The following is a 19,522-nucleotide window of genomic DNA, read 5'->3' as shown; positions in this document are numbered from 1 at the left end:
TGTCGTCAGGGCTTGAAGGCGGCCGCGTGCTCCTGCGCCCAGGTGGCGAACGTACGGCCGGGCCGTCCGATCAGCCGCTGGAGGTCCGTGGTGAGCTCGGTCGGAACGCCGTCGTTCGCGCGTTGCCAGTCCAGCAGCGCGTCGGCGACGGGTCCGGACACGTAGTCGGCCATCTCCGTCTTCCACTCCTCGCGGGTGACGTTCCGGATGGCGATGTCCTGGCCGGTCACGCGGCTGAGGATGTCGATCTGCTCGGCGCAGGTGATCGACTCGGGGCCGGTCAGCGTGTACGTCCTGCCGCTCAGGGCGGGGTCGGCCAGGACGGCGGCGGCCGCCTCGGCGAGGTCGGCCTCATGGACGGGATCGTTGTAGGACCCCGGGTAGGGCAGGCTCACCGGGGCACCGCTCTTGGCGGGCCAGGACCAGGCCAGGGCGTTGCCGGCGAAGGCGCCAGGACGCAGCAGCGTGCTCCGGACGGGGGCGGCGGTCAGGGCCCGCTCGACGTGGAGGTGGGGCTTGGCCAGCGGGTGGGCTTCGGCGTCCGGGGCGAGCACGGCGGACGACGAGAGCAACACGATGTGCTCCACTCCGGCGGTGACGGCCTCCTTCACGAAGGCGTCGATGTGCGAGGGCTCGGCGTACAGGAAAATCGAGCTGACGCCCGCGAGGACGCCGGGGAAGGTGGCCGGGTCGGTGAGGTCGCAGGTGGCGATCGACGGGTCGGTGGGACGGCTTGAGGCGGGGCGGACGGGCAGGCCGCGCTGACGCAGGAGGGCGATGAGCTCGGTGGCCACGGCGCCGCGAGCGCCGGTAACAAGGATGGTCATATCAGTACATGCCTTAAGATGTGAGCGTGACACAAAAAATGCATCACGCAAAAGTTGTGTGACGCAAACAAATGTGAGGCATGGGACTGTCGGGTGTCAAACCGAGCCGAAACGCTGAAGCAGATCATGGATGAGAGCCAGCGGCACTACGCGGCGTACGTGCTGTTCAACCAGGCATTGGCCGACCATCTGCAGATTCACTCCACCGACCTGCAGTGCGTGGCGCTGCTGGATCTGGAGTCGGGGCCGGTCAGCACCGGCGAGATCGCACGGCTGACGGGCCTGACGCCCGGCTCCGCCACTCGCCTGGTGGATCGGCTGGAGAAGGCGGGCCTGGTGGTGCGGCGCCCGGACCCGGCCGATCGCAGGCGGGCCCTGGTCGCTTTGGCGCCCTCGGCGCGGGAGAGGATCGGCGCGGCCTGGGCCCTACCGGGCAAGGCGTTCAGCGAGGTGCTGGAGCGGTACAGCGACCCGGAGCTGACCGTCATCGCCGACTACCTGCGCCGAGCCGCCGAAGTGGGCCGCGCGCAGGCCGATCGCCTCGCCAAGGAGAGCTGAAGGGGTCAGATGGCGTGGCCCGGCTGCATGAGGCGGCGGGCGGCCTCGGTGATGGAGCCCGAGAGCGACGGGTAGACGGCGAACGTGTGCGCGAGCTGGTCGACGGTCAGCCGCTGCTGCACCGCCACCGACACCGCCAGGATCAGCTCGGAAGCGCGCGGCGCCACCACCACGCCGCCCAGCACGATCCCGGTGTGCGGGCGGCAGAACAGCTTGACGAAGCCGTCGTTGAACCCCTGCATCTTCGCCCGCGCGTTGGTGGCCAGGGGCAGCTTGACGACGTTGGCCTCGATCTCGCCCGCCTCGATGGACCGCTGGGCGACCCCGACGGCCGCGATCTCCGGGTCGGTGAAGATGTTGGAGGCCACCGTGGCCAGCCGCAGCGGCTGGACGGCCTCCCCGAGCGCGTGCCAGACGGCGATGCGCCCCTGCATGGCCGCCACCGAGGCCAGCATGAGCACGCCCGTGCAGTCGCCGGCCGCGTAGACGCCGGGCGCGGACGTGCGCGAGACCTTGTCGACCTTGATGAAGCCGCCCTTGTCGAGCTGGACCCCGGCCTCCTCCAGGCCGATGCCGGCGGTGTTGGGGATCATGCCGACCGTCATCAGCGCGTGGGTCCCCTCGGCCGTGCGGCCGTCCTCCAGGGTCACGACCACGCCGTCGGCCGTGCGCTTGACGGAGGCGGCGCGCGAGCGGCCCATGACGTTCATGCCGCGGCGGCGGTAGACCTCTTCGAGGACCTCGGCGCCGTCGGCGTCCTCGTTGGGCATCATCCGGTCGCGGCTGGAGACCAGCGTGACCTCCGAGCCGAGCGAGCGGTACGCGCCCGCGAACTCCGCGCCCGTCACGCCCGAGCCGACCACGATCAGGTGCTCGGGCAGCTCCTCCAGGTCGTAGAGCTGGCGCCAGGTGAGGATGCGCTCGCCGTCGGGCTCGGCTCCGGGCAGCACGCGCGGCGTCGCGCCGGTGGCCACGATCACGACCTCGGCCTTGATCGTACGGTCGCCCGCCCGGACCACCTGCGGGTCGACCAGCCGCCCGCGCGCCCTGATGATCTCGACGCCCTCGGCCTCGACCCGGGTGGCGATGTCGGCGGACTGGGCCTGGGCCAACTCCTTAACCCGTTTGTTGACCAGCGGCAGATCGACCCCGACCACGCCCGCGTCACCGTCGGGCCCGCCGGAGAACGCCACGCCCAGGGACGGCGCGTCGAGCAGCGCCTGCTTGCGGACCGAGGTCGCGATCAGCGTCTTGGACGGCACGCAGTCGGTCAGCACGCACGCGCCGCCCGGGCCGTCCTGCTCGATCATGGTGACTTGCGCGCCTAGCTGCGCGGCCACCAGCGCCGCTTCGTAGCCGCCGGGTCCGCCACCGATGATCACGATCCTCGTCACGTAACCCATTGTCCCGCATGGTCTCGGTAAGGCTGCAACTGGGCCGTTGCCACCCGCACACGCCTGATAAAAGACTCAAGATCATGATGGCTGGTATCATGCCGCTCGGTGACGGAGGGGTGACACGTCGTCCCCACATCCGTAGTGATGGACCGACTCGGCCGCCCAGCGTGACAGGATGGCGCGGTAGCTGGATGACGTGCAGCACCCGCCGAGAGGGGTGGACCGTGGCGTGGCTTTCAGGTCCTGCAGGAAAGCCGAATGAGCCCAGGCTTTATGCCGCGTACGGCTCGAACATGGACCCGGAGCAGATGGCCATGCGCGCGCCGCACTCCCCCATCTGGGGCGTCGGCTGGCTGACGGGCTGGCGGCTGACCTTCGGCGGCAGCGACCCCACCTGGGAGGGCGCGATCGCCACGATCGTCGAGGATCCCGACGAGCACGTGTTCGTGGTGCTCTACGACGTGCCCGACTGGGAGGAGACCTCGCTCGACCAGTGGGAGGGCGCGCTGCGCGGGGCGTACCACAAGGTGCGGCTGCGGGTGCAGACCCTCGACGGGGAGGTCGTGGCCTGGTTCTACGTGCTCGACGGCTACGAGGGCGGCCTGCCGTCGGCCCGCTACCTCGGCAGCCTGGCCGAGGCGGCGGAGCGGGCGGGCGCTCCCGACGACTACGTCAAGGAGTTGCGGGAGCGCCCCTGCACCTCGTACGGCGGTTAACGCAGCGGCTCGTCCTTGGTCTCCTTCAGCACGAAGATGTAGACCAGCGTCGAGATCAGCGCCAGCGCCGACATGTAATAGGGGAACACCCCGACGTTGCCGGCGTCCTTGAGCGCGGTGCCGATGAGCGGGGCGGTGCCGCCGAAGAGCGCCACGGTCAGCGAGTACGGGAAGCCCGCGCCGGCCGCGCGCACCCTCGTCGGGAAGAGCTCGGAGTTCACGGCGGCCGAGATCGAGGTGAAGCAGCCGAGGAACACCATGCCGATCAGCTGCACGAGCAGCAGGCTCCCGAACGAGTTGCCCAGCGAGCTGAGCAGCGGCACCGGCAGGACCACGAAGGCGACGCCGAAGGTGATCAGCATCGGCTTGCGCCCGATGCGGTCCGACAGCATGCCGAGCAGCGGCTGCAGCAGCATGAAGAAGAACAGTGAGATCGTGCCGATCTCGAGCGACTCCGCCACGTCGAAGCCGACCGTGATCTGCGCGTAGGTCGGCAGGAAGGTCGTCCAGGTGTAGTACGCCACGGTGCCCGCGACGGTGATGCCGACGATCGTGGCGGCCTCCTTCGGGTGGCCCACCAGGAACTCGAACAGCCGCGGCCGCTTGACCTCACCGCGCTGGATCTCCTCCGCGACGGCCGAGGTCTCGTCCGCACCCTTGCGGATCCACAGGCCGACGAGGCTGAGCACGGCGCCCACGATGAACGGGATGCGCCAGCCATAGGAGGACAGGTCGGCCTTGTCCAGGTTGGCGGCCAGCAGTGCGGACAGCCCGAGGGCCAGCAGCTGACCGATGGTGGTGCTGACGTACTGGAAGCTCGAGAACAGGCCACGGCGGCCGGTCGGAGCCGACTCCACCAGGAACGTGGTCGCGGCGGCGAACTCGCCGCCCACCGACAGCCCCTGGATGAGGCGGGCCAGGGTGAGGAGGACCGGCGCCAGCAGGCCCACGGCCTCGTACGTCGGAGTCACGCCCACCAGCAGCGAACCGGCGCCCATCAGCACGATCGTGAACGTCATCGCGGCCTTGCGCCCGAACCTGTCGGCGAACGAGCCGACCAGCAGGCCGCCCAGCGGGCGCATGAAGAAGCCGACGGCGAAGACACCGTACGTGCTCAGCAAGGGCACCAGGCCCCCGGCGTCCTTCGGGAAGACCTGGACGGAGAAGACGGTCGCGAGGGCGGTGTAGGCGTACCAGTCGTACCATTCCACGACGTTGCCGATGCTGGCCGCCGTCAGCTGGCGGACACGACTCTTGGGAATGCCGACCGGTGATTGTGCCACGGGGGAGGTCGCCACGGGGGGCTCCTTTGCTGCAAAGTGCGGAGATGGCTTACTGTGCAGTTGGACGACCGAAACAGTCAAATCTCTGGCCAGATATTTACAAACCCGACACAGAACAGGTTGCAGGTGGACGTTCTCGACCGGCGCCTCGTCGCCGCGCTCCAGGTCAGCCCGCGCGCCTCGTGGGGCGAGATCGGCAGGGTCGTCGGTGAGCACGAACGTACGGTCGCCAGGAGGCTGCAGCGCCTGATCTCCGAGGGGATCGTCCGGGTCACGGCCATCTACGACGACCTGCGCACCGGTCACGGTCGGCCCGTCCACCTGCACGTCCAGGTGCGCCCCGGCACGGCGGGCAAGGTGGCCGAGGCGCTGGCCGGCCGGCCCGACACGCGCTCGGTCTACGCGCTGACCGGCGCCGCCGACATCGGCTGTGAGCTGGTCTCCCCGTCCCGCGAGGATCTGCATCACGTACTGTCCACGCAGATGTCCGAAATCTACGGCGTGCGGCAGACGCAGGCTCAGGTCGTGCTCCACACGTTCAGGACCGTGGCCGAGTGGCACGCGCCGTACCTCAGCGAGGAGGAGGTGCTCGAACTGCGACCCGCGCCGCCCCCCGAGTGCCTGCCCGACGAGGAGGGCCTGTCGCCCCTGGAGGAGGAGATCGCCCGGCTGCTCGCCGCCGACGGCAGGATCGCCTTCACCACCGTCGCCGAGCGCCTCGACGTCTCCGTGCCGACCGCGCGCAGGCGGGTGACCTCGCTGATCGAACGGCGGCTGCTGCTCCCGCGGGCCGAGGTGGAGCCCGCGCTGCTCGGGCTCGAGGTCGAGGCCATGCTGTGGCTGAAGGTCCGGCCGTACGGGCTGGACCTGGTCGGGCAGCGGCTGGCCGGGCACCCGAGCGTGCGTTACTGCGCCGCCACCTCGGGCAGCCATTCCCTCATCGTGCAGGTCGTGGCCGCGCACGAGGCCGACCTCTACCGCTTCATGACCGGCGTCGTCGGGCAGTATGACGAGATCGCCGACAGCGACCTCACCCTGATCACCCGCGCCTACAAGCGCGGCCACCTCCACAAGTCCGGTTTGCTCACGTTGGATCATCGTTGGGAGAAGACGCCATGACACCTGCCGAGAACGAAGTCGCCGACCTTTGCGCAGAGCTGATCCGCGTGGACAGCAGCAACTACGGGGACGGCACGGGCCCCGGCGAGCGGGCCGCGGCCGAGGTCGTCATGGCCAGGCTGGCCGAGGTCGGGATCGACTCGAAGTACATCGAGAGCGAGCCCGGCCGCGGCAACGTGATCACCCGGGTCGAGGGCACCGACCCGTCCCTGCCCGCCCTGCTCGTGCACGGGCACCTGGACGTCGTGCCCGCCAACGCGGCCGACTGGTCCGTCGACCCCTTCGGCGGCGAGGTGCGCGACGGCTACATCTGGGGCCGCGGCGCCGTGGACATGAAGGACATGGACGCGATGATGCTGGCCGTGCTGCGCCAGCTCAAGCGCGACGGGCGCCGGCCGCGCCGCGACCTCGTGTTCGCGTGGGTGGCCGACGAGGAGGCCGGCGGCGTGTACGGCGCCAAGTACCTCACCGCGAACCACCCCGAGCTGTTCGAGGGTGTCACCGAGTCGATCAGCGAGGTCGGCGGCTACTCGCTGGAGGTGGACCCGTCTCTGCGGCTCTACCTGATCGAGACGGCCCAGAAGGGCCTGGCCTGGATGAAGCTCATCGCCGACGGCACGGCCGGGCACGGCTCGATGCTCAACTCCGACAACGCCGTGACCGAGATCGCCAAGGCCGTGGCCAGGATCGGCGACCACGACTGGCCGCTCACGTACACGCCGACCGTGCGGCAGTTCCTCACCGAGGTCGCGGACGCGTTCGGGATCCCGTTCGACGAGGACAACCCGCAGCCGATCCTGGACAAGATCGGGCCGCTCGTCCGCTTCGTCGGCGCGACGCTGCGCAACACCACCAACCCGACCCAGCTCGACGCCGGCTACAAGTCGAACGTCATCCCCGGCCAGGCCACGGCGGTGGTCGACGGGCGGTTCCTGCCCGGGTTCGAGGAGGACTTCTTCAAGACCGTCGACTCGCTGCTCGGGCCGAAGATCCGGCGCGAGTTCGTGCACCACGACATCGCGCTGGAGACCACGTTCGACGGGGCGCTGGTCGAGTCGATGATCGCGGCGCTCAAGGCCGAGGACCCGGCGGCGCGGGCGATCCCGTACTGCATGTCGGGCGGCACCGACAACAAGACGTTCTTCGCGGACCTGGGGGTGCGCGGGTTCGGCTTCGTGCCGCTGCGGCTGCCCGCCGACATGGACTTCGCCTCGATGTTCCACGGCGTGGACGAGCGGGTGCCGGTGGACGCCCTGCAGTTCGGGGTGCGGGTGCTGGACAGGCTCCTCCTAAACTACTGAGTTGTGACCAACGACGCATACACCCTGGCAGATGAGGCCGCCGCGGCTCTCAAGAGCGCGACCGGCCTCGGCACCTTCGACGTGGCTCTCGTCATGGGGTCGGGGTGGGTGCCCGCCGCCGATGCCATCGGCGAGACGGTGAGCGAGGTCCCGTTCACTGATTTGCCCGGTTTCCGCGCGCCCGCCGTGGCGGGGCACGGCGGCAAGATCCGCGTCGTGCGCACCTCGGCGGGGCGGCACGCGCTGGTGTTCCTCGGGCGCACGCACCTCTACGAAGGGCTCGGGGTGGACGCGGTCGTCCACGGAGTGCGTACGGCGGCCGCGGCCGGCGTACGCACGCTCGTGCTCACCAACGCCGCCGGCGGCCTGCGCCCCGAGACGCAGAACGTCGGCGACCCGGTCCTGATCAGCGACCACATCAACCTGACGGGGGCCAACCCGATCACCGGCACCACGTTCATCGACCTCACCGAGGTCTACTCGCGCCGCCTGCGCGAGCTGGTGCGCGAGGTCGACCCGAGCCTCTCCGAGGGTGTGTACGTGGCCTTCCGCGGGCCCACGTACGAGACGCCGGCCGAGATCCGCATGCTGCGCACGCTGGGCGGCGACATGGTGGGCATGTCCACCGTCCTGGAGGCCATCGCCGCCCGGGAGGCGAAGCTGGAGGTGCTCGGCGTCTCCCTGGTCACCAACCCCGGCGCGGGGCTGGCGGGCGAGCCGCTCAACCACGAGGAGGTCCTGGAGGTCGGCCGGTCCACGGCGGCCCGCATGGGCGTCCTGCTGGCCAAGGTGGTGGACCGGCTGTGAGCGAGGATCTGGTGCTTGCGGCGCGGGAGTGGCTGGCCCAGGACCCGGACCCGGAGACCCGTGACGAGCTCTCCCGGCTCCTGGACGGCGGCGACCTGGAGGCCCTGCGCGACCGGTTCGGGGCCAAGCTGGAGTTCGGCACGGCGGGCCTGCGGGGAGAGCTGGGCGCGGGTCCCAACCGGATGAACCGCGTCACCGTCATGCGCGCCGCCGCGGGCCTGGCCCGGGTCCTCGGGCCGGGCAAGCACGTGGTCGTCGGCTACGACGCCCGCCACAAGTCCGACGTGTTCGCCCGTGACACGGCCGCCGTCCTGACGGGTGCCGGGCTGCACGCGTCCCTCCTGCCGGGTCCGCTGCCCACGCCCGTGCTGGCCTTCGCCGTACGCCACCTTGACGCGGACGCCGGGGTCACGGTCACCGCCAGCCACAACCCGCCGCGCGACAACGGCTACAAGGTCTACTGGGGAGACGGCTCCCAGATCGTGCCCCCGGTCGACGGCGAGATCTCGGCGGCCATCGACGCCGTCGGACGGGTGGACCGGCTCCCGCTGAACGGTCCCGGCACGCTGACGGAGCTCGGCGAGGGCATCGTCGACGACTACCTCGCCGCCGTGACCGCCCTGCCCCTGGGTGAGGCCCGCGACCTGCGCGTGGCGTACACGCCCCTGCACGGGGTGGGCGCCGCCACGCTCACCGGCGCGTTCCTGGCCGCCGGCTTCGAGACCCCGGTGGCCGTCGAGGAGCAGCGCGACCCCGACCCCGACTTCCCGACGGTCTCCTTCCCCAATCCGGAGGAGCCCGGCGCGATGGACCTGGCCATCGCCCTGGCCGCCAAGCTGGACGCGGACCTGGTCCTGGCCAACGACCCCGACGCCGACAGGTGCGCGGTGGGGGTCCCGCTGCCGGACGGGACGTGCCGCATGCTGACCGGCGACGAGGTCGGCGGCCTGCTGGCCGAGCACGTGATCACGCAGACCTCCGGCGACCGCATGGTGGCCACCACCATCGTCTCCTCGACCCTGCTGGGCAAGATCGCCCGGGCGCACGGGGTCCGCTACGGCGAGACGCTGACGGGCTTCAAGTGGATCATCAAGGCGGGTCCGGGGCTGGTCTTCGGCTACGAGGAGGCCATCGGCTACAGCGTCGGCTCCGACGCGGGCCTGCCGGTCCGGGACAAGGACGGGATCGGGGCGGCCCTCACGGTCGCGGCCGTCGCCGCGGCGGCCAAGCGCTCCGGCCGTACGCTGCTGGACCTCCTGGACGACCAGGCCCGCCGCTACGGGCTGCACGCGACGTCCCAGCTCTCCTTCCGGGTGTCCGATCTGTCGCTGATCGCCGACGCCATGACCCGCCTGCGCGCCCACCCTCCCACCGCGCTGGGCGGCCGGGCGGTGACGCGTACGGACGACCTGGCGAAGGGCGACGGCGGCCTGCCGCCCACGGACGGGCTGCGATACCTGCTGTCGGGGGACGGCCGCGTGGTCGTCCGCCCTTCGGGCACGGAGCCCAAGCTGAAGTGCTACCTGGAGGTCGTGGTGCCGGTGACGGGGGAGGTCGCGCAGGCCCGCGAGCAGGCGGCTCGCGATCTCGCAGCCCTGAAGGCCGACCTGGCCGCCTGCCTGGGCCTCTGAAGCTACCGCGGACCTGGAGGAGTTTCGTCCCGTGGGGTCAGGGTGCCCGGGTGCCGGGCGGCCTGGCCCTGCCGCCACTGCTCCATGACCTGCCGGAAGGCCTCGCTCACGAGGTGAAGGAGCTCGGCGGAGGACTCGAAGCGCAGGCCCGCCGGGGTCGCGGCCCCGAGGATCTCGGCTCCGCGCCGCGACGCGGCCGCCAGGGCCTCGTTCATCTGCAGGCCTGCGAGCATGGACCGGAGCCAGATCTCGTCGTCGATGACATAGCGTTCGCGCCGCCTGCCGGGGACCCGTTCCCGCCTGAGCATTCCCTGCTGTTCGAGGAAGGCGACGGCGTGCGAGACCGACGCCGGGCTGACGCGTAGCCGCTGGACCAGGTCGGCGGCGGTGAGGGTGCCGGAGTCGGTGATGTACAGGCAGGCCAGCACCCTCGCCATCATCTGGGGCAGCCCCTGCTGGACGAGGAGGGCGGTGAAGGACTCCGTGAAGTCCCGCACCTCTTGCGGGTCACGCCCGTGGCCGCCGTCGGGGATCGGCGACGCCGGAGGCTGAGCCTGCTTGTTACGGCGCGCGCGATGCCGGGTGGCCTCGTGCGCCCGCTCCGCCCCGTAATCGTCGGGTCCGCCGTTGCGGGTGACCTCCCGCATGATGGTCGAGGCGGGCCGCTCCAGACGCCGGCCGATCTCCGCGTATCCGAGCCCCTCGGCCAGCCCCGCGGCGATGTGCTGACGGTCCTCGTTGGTGAGTCTGCCTCCGGGCATCGGTGCTCGTCTCCTGTCGCTCGCCGTGCGGCCCCGCTGCACAGTATGCATTCGCGCGGATTCTCATTGCAATCCACTTCTTGATCAGCTTTTGCGTTCAGCTCCATTGTCATTGCAAAGCAGCTCCGCATTTACCGCTCTAGCTAGATAAACAGTCTGCCTTTGTGTGTTGACCGATCAGTGAACGCAATGTAATGTCGCAGTCGTTCAGAGATTCCCGAACAATGTGCGCGAGGAGATTCATGATGGAACACAGCAACGGCGGCTTCTCCGAAGCGGGGCTGCGCAGGCTGCGTGAGGTGCTGACGCGGCATGTCGAGTCCGGGAAGATCCCCGGGCTGGTCGCCCTGGTCGGCCGGGGCGACGAGACGCACGTCGAGGCGATCGGGACGATGCGTCATGACGGTGGCGCGCCGATGCGCCGGGACACGATCTTCCGGATGGCCTCCACGTCCAAGCCGGTCTCGATCGCGGCGGCGATGGTGCTCCTGGACGAGTGCCGGTTGCGGCTGGACGACGTGGTGGACGCGTGGCTGCCGGAGCTGGCCGACCGCCAGGTGCTCAAGCGGATCGACGGGCCGCTGGACGACACCGTGCCGGCGCGCCGGCCGATCACCGTGCGGGACGTGCTGACCTCCACGTTCGGGCTCGGCATGGACATGACGGCGCTGGGCACGCCGATCCTGAACGCGATCTTCGAGCGGGGGCTCACGCCCAATCTGCCGGTGCCGGTGCCCGAGCAGGATGAGTGGATGCGCCGCCTGGGCGAGCTGCCGCTGATGCATCAGCCCGGCGAGTGCTGGCAGTACCAGATCAGCAGCGATCTGGTCGGCGTGCTGGTCTCCCGGGTCACGGGCCGGTCGTTCGAGGAGTTCCTGCGCGAGCGCATCTTCGAGCCGCTGGGCATGACCGACACCGGCTTCCACGTGCCCGACGACAAGATCGACCGGCTGCCGGACCTGTACGCCCCCGACCCGCAGACCGGCGAGTTCCTCGTGTGGGACGAGGCCAAGGGCGGACGGTGGAACCAGGCTCCGGCGTTCCAGGGCGGCGGCGGCGGGCTGGTCTCCACCGCCGACGACTACCACGCCTACTTCCGGATGCTGCTCAACGGCGGCATGCACGGCGGCGAGCGGATCCTGTCGCGACCCGCGGTGGAGTTGATGACCACCAACCGGCTCACGGCCGAGCAGCAGGCCGCCCGGCACGCGCTGGCGGTCAACAACGTCCACGTGTCCTTCGGCCAGGGGCAGCAGGGCGGCTGGGGCCTGGGGATGGCGGTGCGCACGTACCGGGGCGACTACGCCTCCGTCGGCCAGTTCGGCTGGGACGGCGGAAGCGGCACCTCGACCTACGCCGACCCGGCCAAGCGGCTCACCGGAATCCTGCTCACCCAGGTCGGGTACACCGTCCCGGACCCGGCGCGGGTGATGAACGACTTCTGGACCACGCTCTACCAGGCCATCGACGACTGACCGCAGCACCGGGTCCTCTCCGGACCCGCTTTCCCTCGAAGGTCAGGCCAGGCGGAACTGGAGGTCGATGTCCCAGTTGTTCAGGTCGGGCTCGACCATGGGGTTGGTCTTGTAGAACTCCAGGCGGCAGCCCCAGTGCTCCGTCCCGTCCTTCTCGGTCATGTCCCAGGTCAGGGCCTGCTCCTCAGCCCACTTCAGCATCCCGGCGATGACGCTCCTCAGCTGGTCCGGGTGGCCGTGGTGGGAGGTGGTGACGTAGCGGCCCGCGGGCAGGACGTCGGCGAAGATCTCGCCCTCACCCGCCACCGGCGCCGGAACGGGCACTCCCGCCTGCACCACCAGCCGATCCTCCGGCATGTTGATGCTGTCGTACCTGAAGAACGGGGCGTCGGCCGGGGACACCCCGCGCTCGGCGAGCCAGCCGATGAGCCCACCGATGCGGTCCCCGACCAGGCCGAAGCTGGTCATGGTGATGGCCTTGCGGATCCCGATGTAGGGGCGCTCGGGAAATTCGACGATCTGTGGCATGTCGTGTTCCTCCTTCGTCCTTCAGACCAGGCGCGCGGTCGAAACTCATCGGCTACGCCGACGTCACTTCGATCTGGAGCTCGGTGACCCACTCGTCCGGGTCTTCCGGGCAGTGCAGGGAGATCTCCCTGGCCAGGCCCAGGGAGCGATAGCCGTTCTCCTCGATCCAGTGGGCCAGCGCCTGGAACGTCGGACCCACCGCCTCCATCGGCCCCTCGTGGATGATCGCGGCCGCGGTCTCGATGGGAGGCAGGTCGACGATCTCGAAGTCGTAGGGGCCGGGCGGTACGGAAACCGGCAGGCACGTGTGCACCATGACGGAGCCGTCGTCGTCCGGCACGTAATAGGCCAGGCCGGGAGCCACGACGCTCACCCCGGCGGCCTCCACCCGGCGGCAGATCTCCCGGAACAGCGGCTTGATGACCGGGCCGATGTCCTCCCCCTCGTAGCTGGCCGCCCTGGCGCTGAGCTCGGCGACCCGGACCGGGTCCACCCTCTTGAGCACGACTTCGGCTGTCCTCATGTGCCCTTCCGTCTCGATGGTGCGCAGTCGCGCCTCGACGCCTCGGAGCCTGGCCAGGTCGGCGCTGATCTGGGCTTCGAGCTGGGCGCGGCGCAGCCGTACCATGCCGTGCAGTTCCTCCGTGCTCACCTTCTCGTCGAGGATGGCGCTGACCTGCTCCAGCGTGAAGCCGAGGTCCTTGATCGCGACGATGCGGTTGAGCCGGGACAGCTGCGCGGCCTGGTAGGACCGGTAGCCGCTGACGGGGTCCACGTGCGCGGGGCGCAGCAGGCCGATGGCGTCGTAGTGACGCAGCATGCGTACCGAGACCAGTCCGAGCCTGGCGAAATCTCCGATGCTGAACATGACGGCTCCAGGTCTACGGCCTGACACGGTGTCAGGGTCAACCTATGGCGATTTCGTAAGACATGGGGTATTTTTCCCATCATGGGCGACCGAACGTTCGGTAGGACTGCCAGCGAGGATGCGAACCGGCGGATCAGGACGGCGGCGGTGCTGCTGTTCGCCCGGCAGGGCTATGCGGCCACGAGCATCCGCGACCTGGCCAAAGCGGTCAGCATGACCAATGCCGGGATATATCACCACGTGACGAGCAAGGAGTCCCTGCTCGCCGACCTCATGCGCGTCGCCCAGCAAGGGCTGATCGACGCCACGGAACGCATGCTGGAAAACGTCCACAGCCCCACCGACCGCCTGGCCCTGCTGATCGGCTCCCTCACCTCCGTCCACGCGCTCAGCCCCATGACCAGCCGCGTCATGGACGGCGAACTCCGCTCCCTCACCCCCGGCTCCGCCGCCCACGACGAGATCATCGCCCTGCGCGACGCGTACGAGGCCCACTGGAAGAACGCCCTCGCGGACGGCGTCGCCCAGGGCGTGTTCCGCGTCGCCGACCAGAAGCTGACCCGCCTCGCCCTGATGTCCATGTGCACCGGCACCAGCGAGTGGTACCGCCCCGACGGGGACTCCACGCTGGAGCAGGTGTGCGCCGAGTTCGTCACGATCGGCCTGGCCGCCGTCCGCGCGCCCGCCCCGGCCGGGGCCACCCTCGACCTCTCCCTGCTGCCCGACTTCCCGTGGGAGCCGCCGGATGCACGCAACGATCCCCGACCTGATGAGGCACGCCGCTAGCACGTACGGCACGCGCGAGTTCCTCCGCTTCCCCGACACCAAGCTCACCTTCGCCGAGGCCGACGCCCGGTCCGACGGCCTGGCCGCCGCGCTGATCGACAAGGGCGTCCGGCCGGGTGACCGGGTGGCGATCATGATGGACAACGTCCCCGGCTGGCCGCTGAGCTGGCTGGCCGTGCTCAAGGCGGGCGCGGTCACCGTGCCGGTGAACGTCCGCTACCGGGCCGCCGACCTGGAGCACGTCCTGCGCGACTCGGGCGCCGTGGCCACCCTGACCACCGACGAGCACGCCCCGCACATCCCGGGTACGGTCTACGTCCTCGACGCTGAACCCCGTGACAAGCGTCCGGTTTTAGCCCACGAAATCGCGAATTTTCAGTACACGTCGGGGACCACCGGCTTCCCCAAGGCCTGCATGCTCACCCACGACTACTGGCTCAGGACCGCCCGGCTCATCGCCGACCAGGTCCGCCTGCGCGACGACGACGTCATGCTGATCGCCCAGCCGTACTCGTACATAGACCCCCAGTGGGCCACCCTCTTCTGCCTCGTCGGCGGCATCCCCCTCGTCGTGCTCCCCCGCTTCTCCGCCTCCGGCTTCTGGGCCTCGGTCCGGGAGCACGGGGCGACGCTCACGTACGTACTCGGCTCGATGCCCCTCCTCCTGCACAAGCAGCCGCCCCACCCCCACGACCGCGACAACCGGATGCGCCTCGTGCTCTGCTCGGGCATCCGGCCGGACCTGCACCGGGCGTTCGAGGAGCGCTGGGGCGCGCCGTGGCGCGAGCTGTACGGATCCACGGAGAGCGGCCCCGACCTGGGGGTGCCCATCGACGCCGTGGAGACGGTCGGCACCGGCGCCATGGGGCTCGCGTACCCGGGCAAGGAGGTCACGCTGGACGAGGAGACCGGCGAGATCCTGGTCAGGGGCGCGCCCATGATGAACGGCTACTGGAACCACCCGGAGGCCACCTCCCACGCGTTCAGGGGCGGCTGGTACCACACGGGCGACCTCGGCTTCCGCGACGAGCACGGCTACATCCACCATTCCGGGCGGTTGAAGGACATGGTGCGCAGGGGTGGCGAGAACATCTCGTGCGCCGAGGTGGAGGGCGTGCTCACCGAGCACCCCGCGGTCCTCCAGGCCGCGCTGGTGCCCGTTCCGGACGACCTGTTCGGCGAGCTGCCCAAGGCCTTCATCCAGCTCCGCCCGGGACACGTCCCCGACGCCGGGACGGCCGGGAGCATCATCGGCCACGCCAGGGAGCGGCTGGCCCGCTTCAAGATCCCGGAGTACGTGGAGTTCGTGGCGGAGTTCACGCTCACCCCGTCGTCCCGCATCGAGAAGCGCCACCTCCTCGATCCCAAGAAAGACCAGCGTGCCGCCCCCGCCATCGCGATCCCCAAGGAGAGAGCATGATCGAAGTGACCGAACGCGACGGGGTGGCCCTCATCACGCTCGCGCGCCCCGAGAAGCTCAACGCCCTCACCGCGGGCATGCGCCGCGACCTCGCGACCGCGATCCGCGCGTGCCGCGAGGACGTCAGGGGCGTCGTGGTCACCGGCACCGGCCGGGCGTTCTCGGCCGGGGAGGACATCCACGAGGCCGCCGGAAAGTCGCTGGTCGAGGAGGTGGAGCTCTTCCACGACATGACCAGGGCGGTGCTGGAGACGCGGGTCCCGGTCGTGGCGGCGGTCAACGGCCTGGCCGTGGGCGGGGCCGCCGAGTGGACGCTGTGCTTCGACACCCGCATCGGCACCCCGGCGACCGAGTACTTCCTGCCGGAGAACCACATCGGCCTGTCCGTCTCGAACGCCGCCAGCTACCTGCTCCCCCGCCTGGTGGGCGCCAGGGCGCTGAAGCTGGTGCTCGACTCGACCCGGATGACCGCCGAGCAGGCCCTGGCCACGGGCCTGCTGGACGAGATCGTCCCCCAGGAGCGGCTGCTGGACGCGGCGATCGAACGCGTACGCCACTGGACCCGGCCGGGCACGGCCACGGCGGTCCACCTGGCACTTCTCAGGCCGTCCCGGGACGAGGTCGAGCGCGCCTTCGCGAGGGAGACGGAGGCCGCCGAGCAGGTCGAGGAGTCGGGCATCGCCCAGGAGGGCATGTCCCGCTTCGTCAACCGGGCTAGGCGATGACGATCGCCACCACCAGCAGGACCACCGCCGCCGCCAGCACCGCGATGGAGTCGTAGGACCACGTGACCCGGGCCGGCGCCGCCTCTTCCTCGCGGCGCCTGGCCGACTCGGCGCGGTCGCGGATCTGGTCGCCCACCCAGTCGGCGTGCGTCTTGCCCGCGAACGCCTCCACGGCCGCCTGCTCGGCCTTCGACAGCGTGGGCTCGGTGCTGAAGCGTCCGCGCTGCTGCCTGGGCGCCCCGCGCCGCTGCGCCCTGGCCCGCTCCCGCGCGCTGCTCATCGGCGTCCACAACCGCAGCACCCGCTCCTCGCCGTGCTCGACGTTGATCGAGTGGGACACCGTCACGTCCTCGATCGAGGCCCACGGCAGGAACGTCGTGCGCAGCGGGTTGCGCCCGATCAGCCCCGCCTCCGTGAACACGGTGGCGGGGCGCATCGCGATCACGTAGACCAGCGCGGTCAGCGCGCCGAGCACGGCCAGCGCCACCAGCGACGACTTGCCGGTGTAGTGGGCGATCAGGTCCCAGACGTTGAACGCGACGAAGGCCAGCCACACCCAGGCGAGCACGAACGCCGTCTTGGACCGGTAGGTCTGTTTCACGGCTGCCACTTGAGCTGCGCGAACCCCGGCTTGATCACGCCGTTGATCAGCGCCAGCCGCTCGTCGAACGGCAGGAACGCCGACTTCATCGCGTTGACCGTGAACCACTGCAGGTCGTCCCAGCCGTAGCCGAACGCCTCCACCAGCTTGGCGAACTCCTGCGACACGCTCGTCGAGCTCATCAGCCGGTTGTCGGTGTTGACCGTGACCCTGAAGTGCAGCCGCCGCAGCAGCCCGATGGGGTGCTGGGCGATCGACGGGGCGGCCCCGGTCTGCAGGTTGGAGGTGGGACACATCTCCAGCGGGATGCGCTTGTCACGCACGTACGCGGCCAGCCGTCCCAGCTTGGCGGAGCCGTCCTCGGACACGGAGATGTCGTCGATGATCCGTACGCCGTGGCCGAGCCGGTCGGCGCCGCACCACTGGATCGCCTGCCAGATCGACGGCAGCCCGAACGCCTCGCCCGCGTGGATGGTGAAGTGGGCGTTCTCCCGCTGGAGGTATTCGAACGCGTCGAGATGCCGCGTGGGCGGGTAGCCCGCCTCGGCCCCCGCGATGTCGAACCCCACCACGCCCACGTCGCGGTAGCGCACGGCCAGCTCGGCGATCTCCATGGACCGCGCCTGGTGCCGCATGGCCGTCAGGAGCGTGCCGACCCGGATCCCGCGCCCCTCCGAGCCCTGCTTGAATCCTTCGAGCACCGCCTCGACCACCTGGTCGAGGCTCAGCCCGCGCGTGGTGTGCTGCTCGGGCGCGTACCGCACCTCGGCGTAGACCACGCCGTCGGCCGCGAGGTCCTGAGCGCACTCGGCGGCCACGCGGACGAGCGACTCGCGCGTCTGCATGACCCCCACGGTGTGGGCGAACGTCTCCAGGTAGCGCTCGAGCGAGCCGGAGTCGGCCGCCTCCTCGAACCAGTGGCGCAGGCGGTCGGGGTCGTCGGTGGGCAGCCGATCGTAGCCGGTCTCCCTGGCCAGCTCGACGATCGTCTCGGCGCGGAGCCCGCCGTCGAGGTGATCGTGCAGCAGCACCTTGGGAGCCCGCCGGATCTCGTCAAGCGTGGGACTCATCTGGCCATGATAGGGCGTCCCTCGCGTCTGGCTCAGTCGCGCCCTGCGCTCTCGGCGGAGAAGGCCGGCAGGCACACCGCGATGTACTCGGCACCCTCGGGACCTGCGCTGTAACGGACCCTCTCCCCCGGCGACGTCACCACCGACTGCCCGGCCGCGACCTCGGTCGTGCCCTCGGCGTGCTCCACCATCACCAGGCCGCGCAGCACAACCGTGTACTCGATGAACTGCGGCCGCTGAGGCGGCTCCTCCCAGCCGGGCGGGGCGGTCATGTGCGCTATGGAGATCCCGTCGTCGCCGCTGCTGACGCGGCCGATGTGCTCGTCGATGAGCTTGCCGCCGGGTACGGGTATGCGGGCCGGGCCCTCGATCTTTCTCACCACGACGTCAGTGTGCCACGTCGATGATCAGGCGGCTGGGACCGCCCTGCTCCTTGACCTGGAACGCGGCCTTCCTGGCCAGCACCAGGCCGATGCCGACGTGTCCCTCGAAGTCGCCGGTCCTGACGACGTCGGTGAGGTTGAGCAGGCCGGTGGGGAAGACGGGGCCGCCCTTCCAGGTGGGCTTGCCCTTCGTGTCGTGGGCGTTCGCGGGGACGAGCGTGACCTGGAGGTACGCGCCGCCGTTCACGTCCATGGGCTTGCCCGAGCCGTCCTCGACGAATTCGTCCACCCACTCGACGCTGTAGCCCGGGACCTTGCCCTTGAGGTCGATGACCAGGCGGTCGTACGTGTCGTGACCGGCGAACCGGACGCCCGTGACGACGGCGGGCTCGATCCCGTCGCGCTGGACGTCCACCTCGGCCGTGCTCGTCGGCGTGTCGGGCCCCGGCCGGTCCGTCCGGGTGGCGGCGGGCTGCTGCGGCAGGGCGGTCTGGACGGCCTGGCCGCAGGCGGTGAGCAGGGCCAGGCAGGCGAGCGAGGCGAGAAGCCGGGAGCCCGCTCGCGGGGATGACGGGCGCATACCTCCAAGATGCCCGGCCTGCGGTCCCGCATGCGACCGGGCTTCCCGCCCTGCCGAGTACCCTGATCACCCCACGAGGAGTTATATACGTGAAAAAGTCTGGCGATTTACCGATCTTTCTGACGAACTACTCGCCGTCGTTCGCGCGGACCGCGTACCTGCTGACGGGTGACGCGGACCGGGCCCGCGAACTGGCGGTCGAGGCGCTGGTCACGGCGTGCCGCCGCTGGTCCACCATCCGCTGGGGCCAGCCGGCCGTGGAGGTGTTGCGTGAGTTGTACGCGCGCTTCCTGGCCGCCGCGCCGCCGCCCGCACCCGAGGACCACGCGCTGGCCACGCTACCGCTCACGGCGCGAGCCGTGCTCGTGGCGCGCTACCACGACGCGCTGCCGCCGGACCAGGTGGCCATGGTGACGGGCCTGTGGACGGCCGCCCTGGACGAGGAGGCGCACCAGGCCCTCGTCCTCCTCCGGGCCGCGCACCCCGACCTCTTCACGCACGCCGAAACGCCGGCGCCCCCGGAGCCCCCGGAGCCAGGCGATGCCCCGTCCCCGGAGCCGGATGGCGCCCCGTCCCCGGAGCCGGATGACGCCCCGTCCCCGGAGCCGGATGACGCCCCGTCCCCGGAGCCGGATGACGCCCCGTCCCCGGAGCCGGATGACGCCCCGTCCCCGGAGCCGGATGGC

At 70.4% G+C, this 19,522-nt stretch carries 21 protein-coding genes; 11 read left to right on the top strand and 10 right to left on the bottom strand.

Annotated features, from left to right (window positions below; translation table 11 throughout):
* Window positions 1-5: 5 nt before the first annotated feature.
* The gene (locus tag AB0J87_RS02795; protein WP_363962345.1) at window positions 6-827 is read right to left on the bottom strand and encodes an NmrA family NAD(P)-binding protein; all 822 of its coding nucleotides are present in this window, start codon (window positions 825-827) and stop codon (window positions 6-8) included.
* Between the two features lie 126 nt (window positions 828-953).
* Here AB0J87_RS02795 and AB0J87_RS02790 point away from each other — a divergent pair, with 126 nt between their 5' ends.
* A complete protein-coding gene (locus AB0J87_RS02790; RefSeq protein WP_355190518.1) occupies window positions 954-1,385 on the top strand; it encodes a MarR family transcriptional regulator in 432 nt (143 codons plus the stop codon).
* Window positions 1,386-1,390: 5 nt separating this feature from the next.
* Here the strand turns inward: AB0J87_RS02790 and AB0J87_RS02785 are convergent, their stop codons facing one another.
* The gene (locus AB0J87_RS02785) at window positions 1,391-2,779 is read right to left on the bottom strand and encodes an NAD(P)H-quinone dehydrogenase (RefSeq protein ID WP_350731339.1); all 1,389 of its coding nucleotides are present in this window, start codon (window positions 2,777-2,779) and stop codon (window positions 1,391-1,393) included.
* Window positions 2,780-3,006: 227 nt separating this feature from the next.
* Here AB0J87_RS02785 and AB0J87_RS02780 point away from each other — a divergent pair, with 227 nt between their 5' ends.
* A complete protein-coding gene (locus AB0J87_RS02780; RefSeq protein ID WP_313044612.1) occupies window positions 3,007-3,498 on the top strand; it encodes a gamma-glutamylcyclotransferase in 492 nt (163 codons plus the stop codon).
* Here the strand turns inward: AB0J87_RS02780 and AB0J87_RS02775 are convergent.
* Window positions 3,495-4,796, bottom strand: a complete 1,302-nt coding sequence (locus tag AB0J87_RS02775; protein WP_363962344.1) for an MFS transporter — start codon at window positions 4,794-4,796, stop codon at window positions 3,495-3,497. The genes AB0J87_RS02780 and AB0J87_RS02775 overlap by 4 nt on opposite strands.
* 111 nt (window positions 4,797-4,907) lie before the next feature.
* Between AB0J87_RS02775 and AB0J87_RS02770 the strand changes: the two genes are divergently transcribed.
* Genes AB0J87_RS02770 through AB0J87_RS02755 form a run of 4 tightly spaced genes read left to right on the top strand, consistent with a single transcriptional unit; the run spans window position 4,908 to window position 9,639 of the window.
* The gene (locus tag AB0J87_RS02770; RefSeq protein ID WP_363962343.1) at window positions 4,908-5,900 is read left to right on the top strand and encodes an Lrp/AsnC family transcriptional regulator; all 993 of its coding nucleotides are present in this window, start codon (window positions 4,908-4,910) and stop codon (window positions 5,898-5,900) included.
* Complete coding sequence (locus AB0J87_RS02765; protein ID WP_350731333.1) at window positions 5,897-7,201, top strand: M20/M25/M40 family metallo-hydrolase; 1,305 nt, start codon at window positions 5,897-5,899, stop codon at window positions 7,199-7,201. Before AB0J87_RS02770 ends, AB0J87_RS02765 begins: the two co-directional genes overlap by 4 nt.
* Window positions 7,202-7,204: 3 nt before the next feature.
* Entirely contained in the window at window positions 7,205-8,008 is an 804-nt protein-coding gene (locus AB0J87_RS02760) for a purine-nucleoside phosphorylase (RefSeq protein ID WP_363962342.1), read from the top strand.
* A complete protein-coding gene (locus AB0J87_RS02755) occupies window positions 8,005-9,639 on the top strand; it encodes a phospho-sugar mutase (RefSeq protein ID WP_363962341.1) in 1,635 nt (544 codons plus the stop codon). Before AB0J87_RS02760 ends, AB0J87_RS02755 begins: the two co-directional genes overlap by 4 nt.
* 2 nt (window positions 9,640-9,641) lie before the next feature.
* On the opposite strand, the gene AB0J87_RS02750 is transcribed toward AB0J87_RS02755, so the two are convergent.
* Window positions 9,642-10,400 carry a helix-turn-helix domain-containing protein gene (locus AB0J87_RS02750; RefSeq protein WP_363962340.1) on the bottom strand — a complete coding sequence of 253 codons (759 nt, stop codon included), beginning with the start codon at window positions 10,398-10,400 and terminating at the stop codon, window positions 9,642-9,644.
* Window positions 10,401-10,645: 245 nt separating this feature from the next.
* Here AB0J87_RS02750 and AB0J87_RS02745 point away from each other — a divergent pair, with 245 nt between their 5' ends.
* The gene (locus AB0J87_RS02745; RefSeq protein ID WP_363963093.1) at window positions 10,646-11,875 is read left to right on the top strand and encodes a serine hydrolase domain-containing protein; all 1,230 of its coding nucleotides are present in this window, start codon (window positions 10,646-10,648) and stop codon (window positions 11,873-11,875) included.
* Between the two features lie 42 nt (window positions 11,876-11,917).
* Here AB0J87_RS02745 and AB0J87_RS02740 read toward each other — a convergent pair whose 3' ends face one another.
* Both AB0J87_RS02740 and AB0J87_RS02735 read right to left on the bottom strand, forming a co-directional pair.
* Window positions 11,918-12,403: a GyrI-like domain-containing protein gene (locus AB0J87_RS02740; RefSeq protein ID WP_363962339.1), complete on the bottom strand. Its 486-nt coding sequence runs from the start codon at window positions 12,401-12,403 to the stop codon at window positions 11,918-11,920.
* Between the two features lie 52 nt (window positions 12,404-12,455).
* On the bottom strand, window positions 12,456-13,271 hold the full coding sequence (locus AB0J87_RS02735; protein ID WP_363962338.1) for a MerR family transcriptional regulator: 816 nt from the start codon (window positions 13,269-13,271) through the stop codon (window positions 12,456-12,458).
* An 81-nt stretch (window positions 13,272-13,352) separates the two neighbouring features.
* Between AB0J87_RS02735 and AB0J87_RS02730 the strand changes: the two genes are divergently transcribed.
* Genes AB0J87_RS02730 through AB0J87_RS02720 form a run of 3 tightly spaced genes read left to right on the top strand, consistent with a single transcriptional unit; the run spans window position 13,353 to window position 16,202 of the window.
* Entirely contained in the window at window positions 13,353-14,057 is a 705-nt protein-coding gene (locus AB0J87_RS02730; protein ID WP_363962337.1) for a TetR/AcrR family transcriptional regulator, read from the top strand.
* Window positions 14,017-15,477: an AMP-binding protein gene (locus AB0J87_RS02725; RefSeq protein WP_363962336.1), complete on the top strand. Its 1,461-nt coding sequence runs from the start codon at window positions 14,017-14,019 to the stop codon at window positions 15,475-15,477. The genes AB0J87_RS02730 and AB0J87_RS02725 overlap by 41 nt, the downstream gene beginning before the upstream one ends.
* Entirely contained in the window at window positions 15,474-16,202 is a 729-nt protein-coding gene (locus AB0J87_RS02720) for an enoyl-CoA hydratase/isomerase family protein (protein WP_363962335.1), read from the top strand. The genes AB0J87_RS02725 and AB0J87_RS02720 overlap by 4 nt, the downstream gene beginning before the upstream one ends.
* Here the strand turns inward: AB0J87_RS02720 and AB0J87_RS02715 are convergent.
* Genes AB0J87_RS02715 through AB0J87_RS02700 form a run of 4 tightly spaced genes read right to left on the bottom strand, consistent with a single transcriptional unit; the run spans window position 16,192 to window position 18,836 of the window.
* A complete protein-coding gene (locus AB0J87_RS02715; protein ID WP_363962334.1) occupies window positions 16,192-16,803 on the bottom strand; it encodes a PH domain-containing protein in 612 nt (203 codons plus the stop codon). The genes AB0J87_RS02720 and AB0J87_RS02715 overlap by 11 nt on opposite strands.
* Complete coding sequence (locus AB0J87_RS02710; RefSeq protein ID WP_350731313.1) at window positions 16,800-17,873, bottom strand: adenosine deaminase; 1,074 nt, start codon at window positions 17,871-17,873, stop codon at window positions 16,800-16,802. The genes AB0J87_RS02715 and AB0J87_RS02710 overlap by 4 nt, the downstream gene beginning before the upstream one ends.
* Before the next feature lie 32 nt (window positions 17,874-17,905).
* Window positions 17,906-18,256: a cupin gene (locus tag AB0J87_RS02705; RefSeq protein WP_350731311.1), complete on the bottom strand. Its 351-nt coding sequence runs from the start codon at window positions 18,254-18,256 to the stop codon at window positions 17,906-17,908.
* Between the two features lie 4 nt (window positions 18,257-18,260).
* Entirely contained in the window at window positions 18,261-18,836 is a 576-nt protein-coding gene (locus AB0J87_RS02700; protein WP_363962333.1) for a hypothetical protein, read from the bottom strand.
* An 89-nt stretch (window positions 18,837-18,925) separates the two neighbouring features.
* Here AB0J87_RS02700 and AB0J87_RS02695 point away from each other — a divergent pair.
* On the top strand, window positions 18,926-19,522 hold a 597-nt coding region (locus AB0J87_RS02695; protein WP_363962332.1), incomplete at its 3' end, for a hypothetical protein.

Source organism: Nonomuraea sp. NPDC049625 (assembly GCF_040675285.1).
Lineage (GTDB): Bacteria > Actinomycetota > Actinomycetes > Streptosporangiales > Streptosporangiaceae > Nonomuraea > Nonomuraea angiospora_A.
Note: the sequence above shows the minus strand (reverse complement) of the source record. Positions and strands in the feature narration are given on the sequence as shown.

Coding starts and splice junctions, on each gene's coding strand:
- AB0J87_RS02735 (WP_363962338.1), bottom strand. CDS start 13,271: ATGTTCAGCATCGGAGATTTCGCCAGGCTCGGACTGGTCTCGGTACGC.
- AB0J87_RS02795 (WP_363962345.1), bottom strand. CDS start 827: ATGACCATCCTTGTTACCGGCGCTCGCGGCGCCGTGGCCACCGAGCTC.
- AB0J87_RS02720 (WP_363962335.1), top strand. CDS start 15,474: ATGATCGAAGTGACCGAACGCGACGGGGTGGCCCTCATCACGCTCGCG.
- AB0J87_RS02745 (WP_363963093.1), top strand. CDS start 10,646: ATGGAACACAGCAACGGCGGCTTCTCCGAAGCGGGGCTGCGCAGGCTG.
- AB0J87_RS02730 (WP_363962337.1), top strand. CDS start 13,353: ATGGGCGACCGAACGTTCGGTAGGACTGCCAGCGAGGATGCGAACCGG.
- AB0J87_RS02765 (WP_350731333.1), top strand. CDS start 5,897: ATGACACCTGCCGAGAACGAAGTCGCCGACCTTTGCGCAGAGCTGATC.
- AB0J87_RS02710 (WP_350731313.1), bottom strand. CDS start 17,873: ATGAGTCCCACGCTTGACGAGATCCGGCGGGCTCCCAAGGTGCTGCTG.
- AB0J87_RS02725 (WP_363962336.1), top strand. CDS start 14,017: ATGCACGCAACGATCCCCGACCTGATGAGGCACGCCGCTAGCACGTAC.
- AB0J87_RS02750 (WP_363962340.1), bottom strand. CDS start 10,400: ATGCCCGGAGGCAGACTCACCAACGAGGACCGTCAGCACATCGCCGCG.
- AB0J87_RS02700 (WP_363962333.1), bottom strand. CDS start 18,836: ATGCGCCCGTCATCCCCGCGAGCGGGCTCCCGGCTTCTCGCCTCGCTC.
- AB0J87_RS02740 (WP_363962339.1), bottom strand. CDS start 12,403: ATGCCACAGATCGTCGAATTTCCCGAGCGCCCCTACATCGGGATCCGC.
- AB0J87_RS02790 (WP_355190518.1), top strand. CDS start 954: ATGGATGAGAGCCAGCGGCACTACGCGGCGTACGTGCTGTTCAACCAG.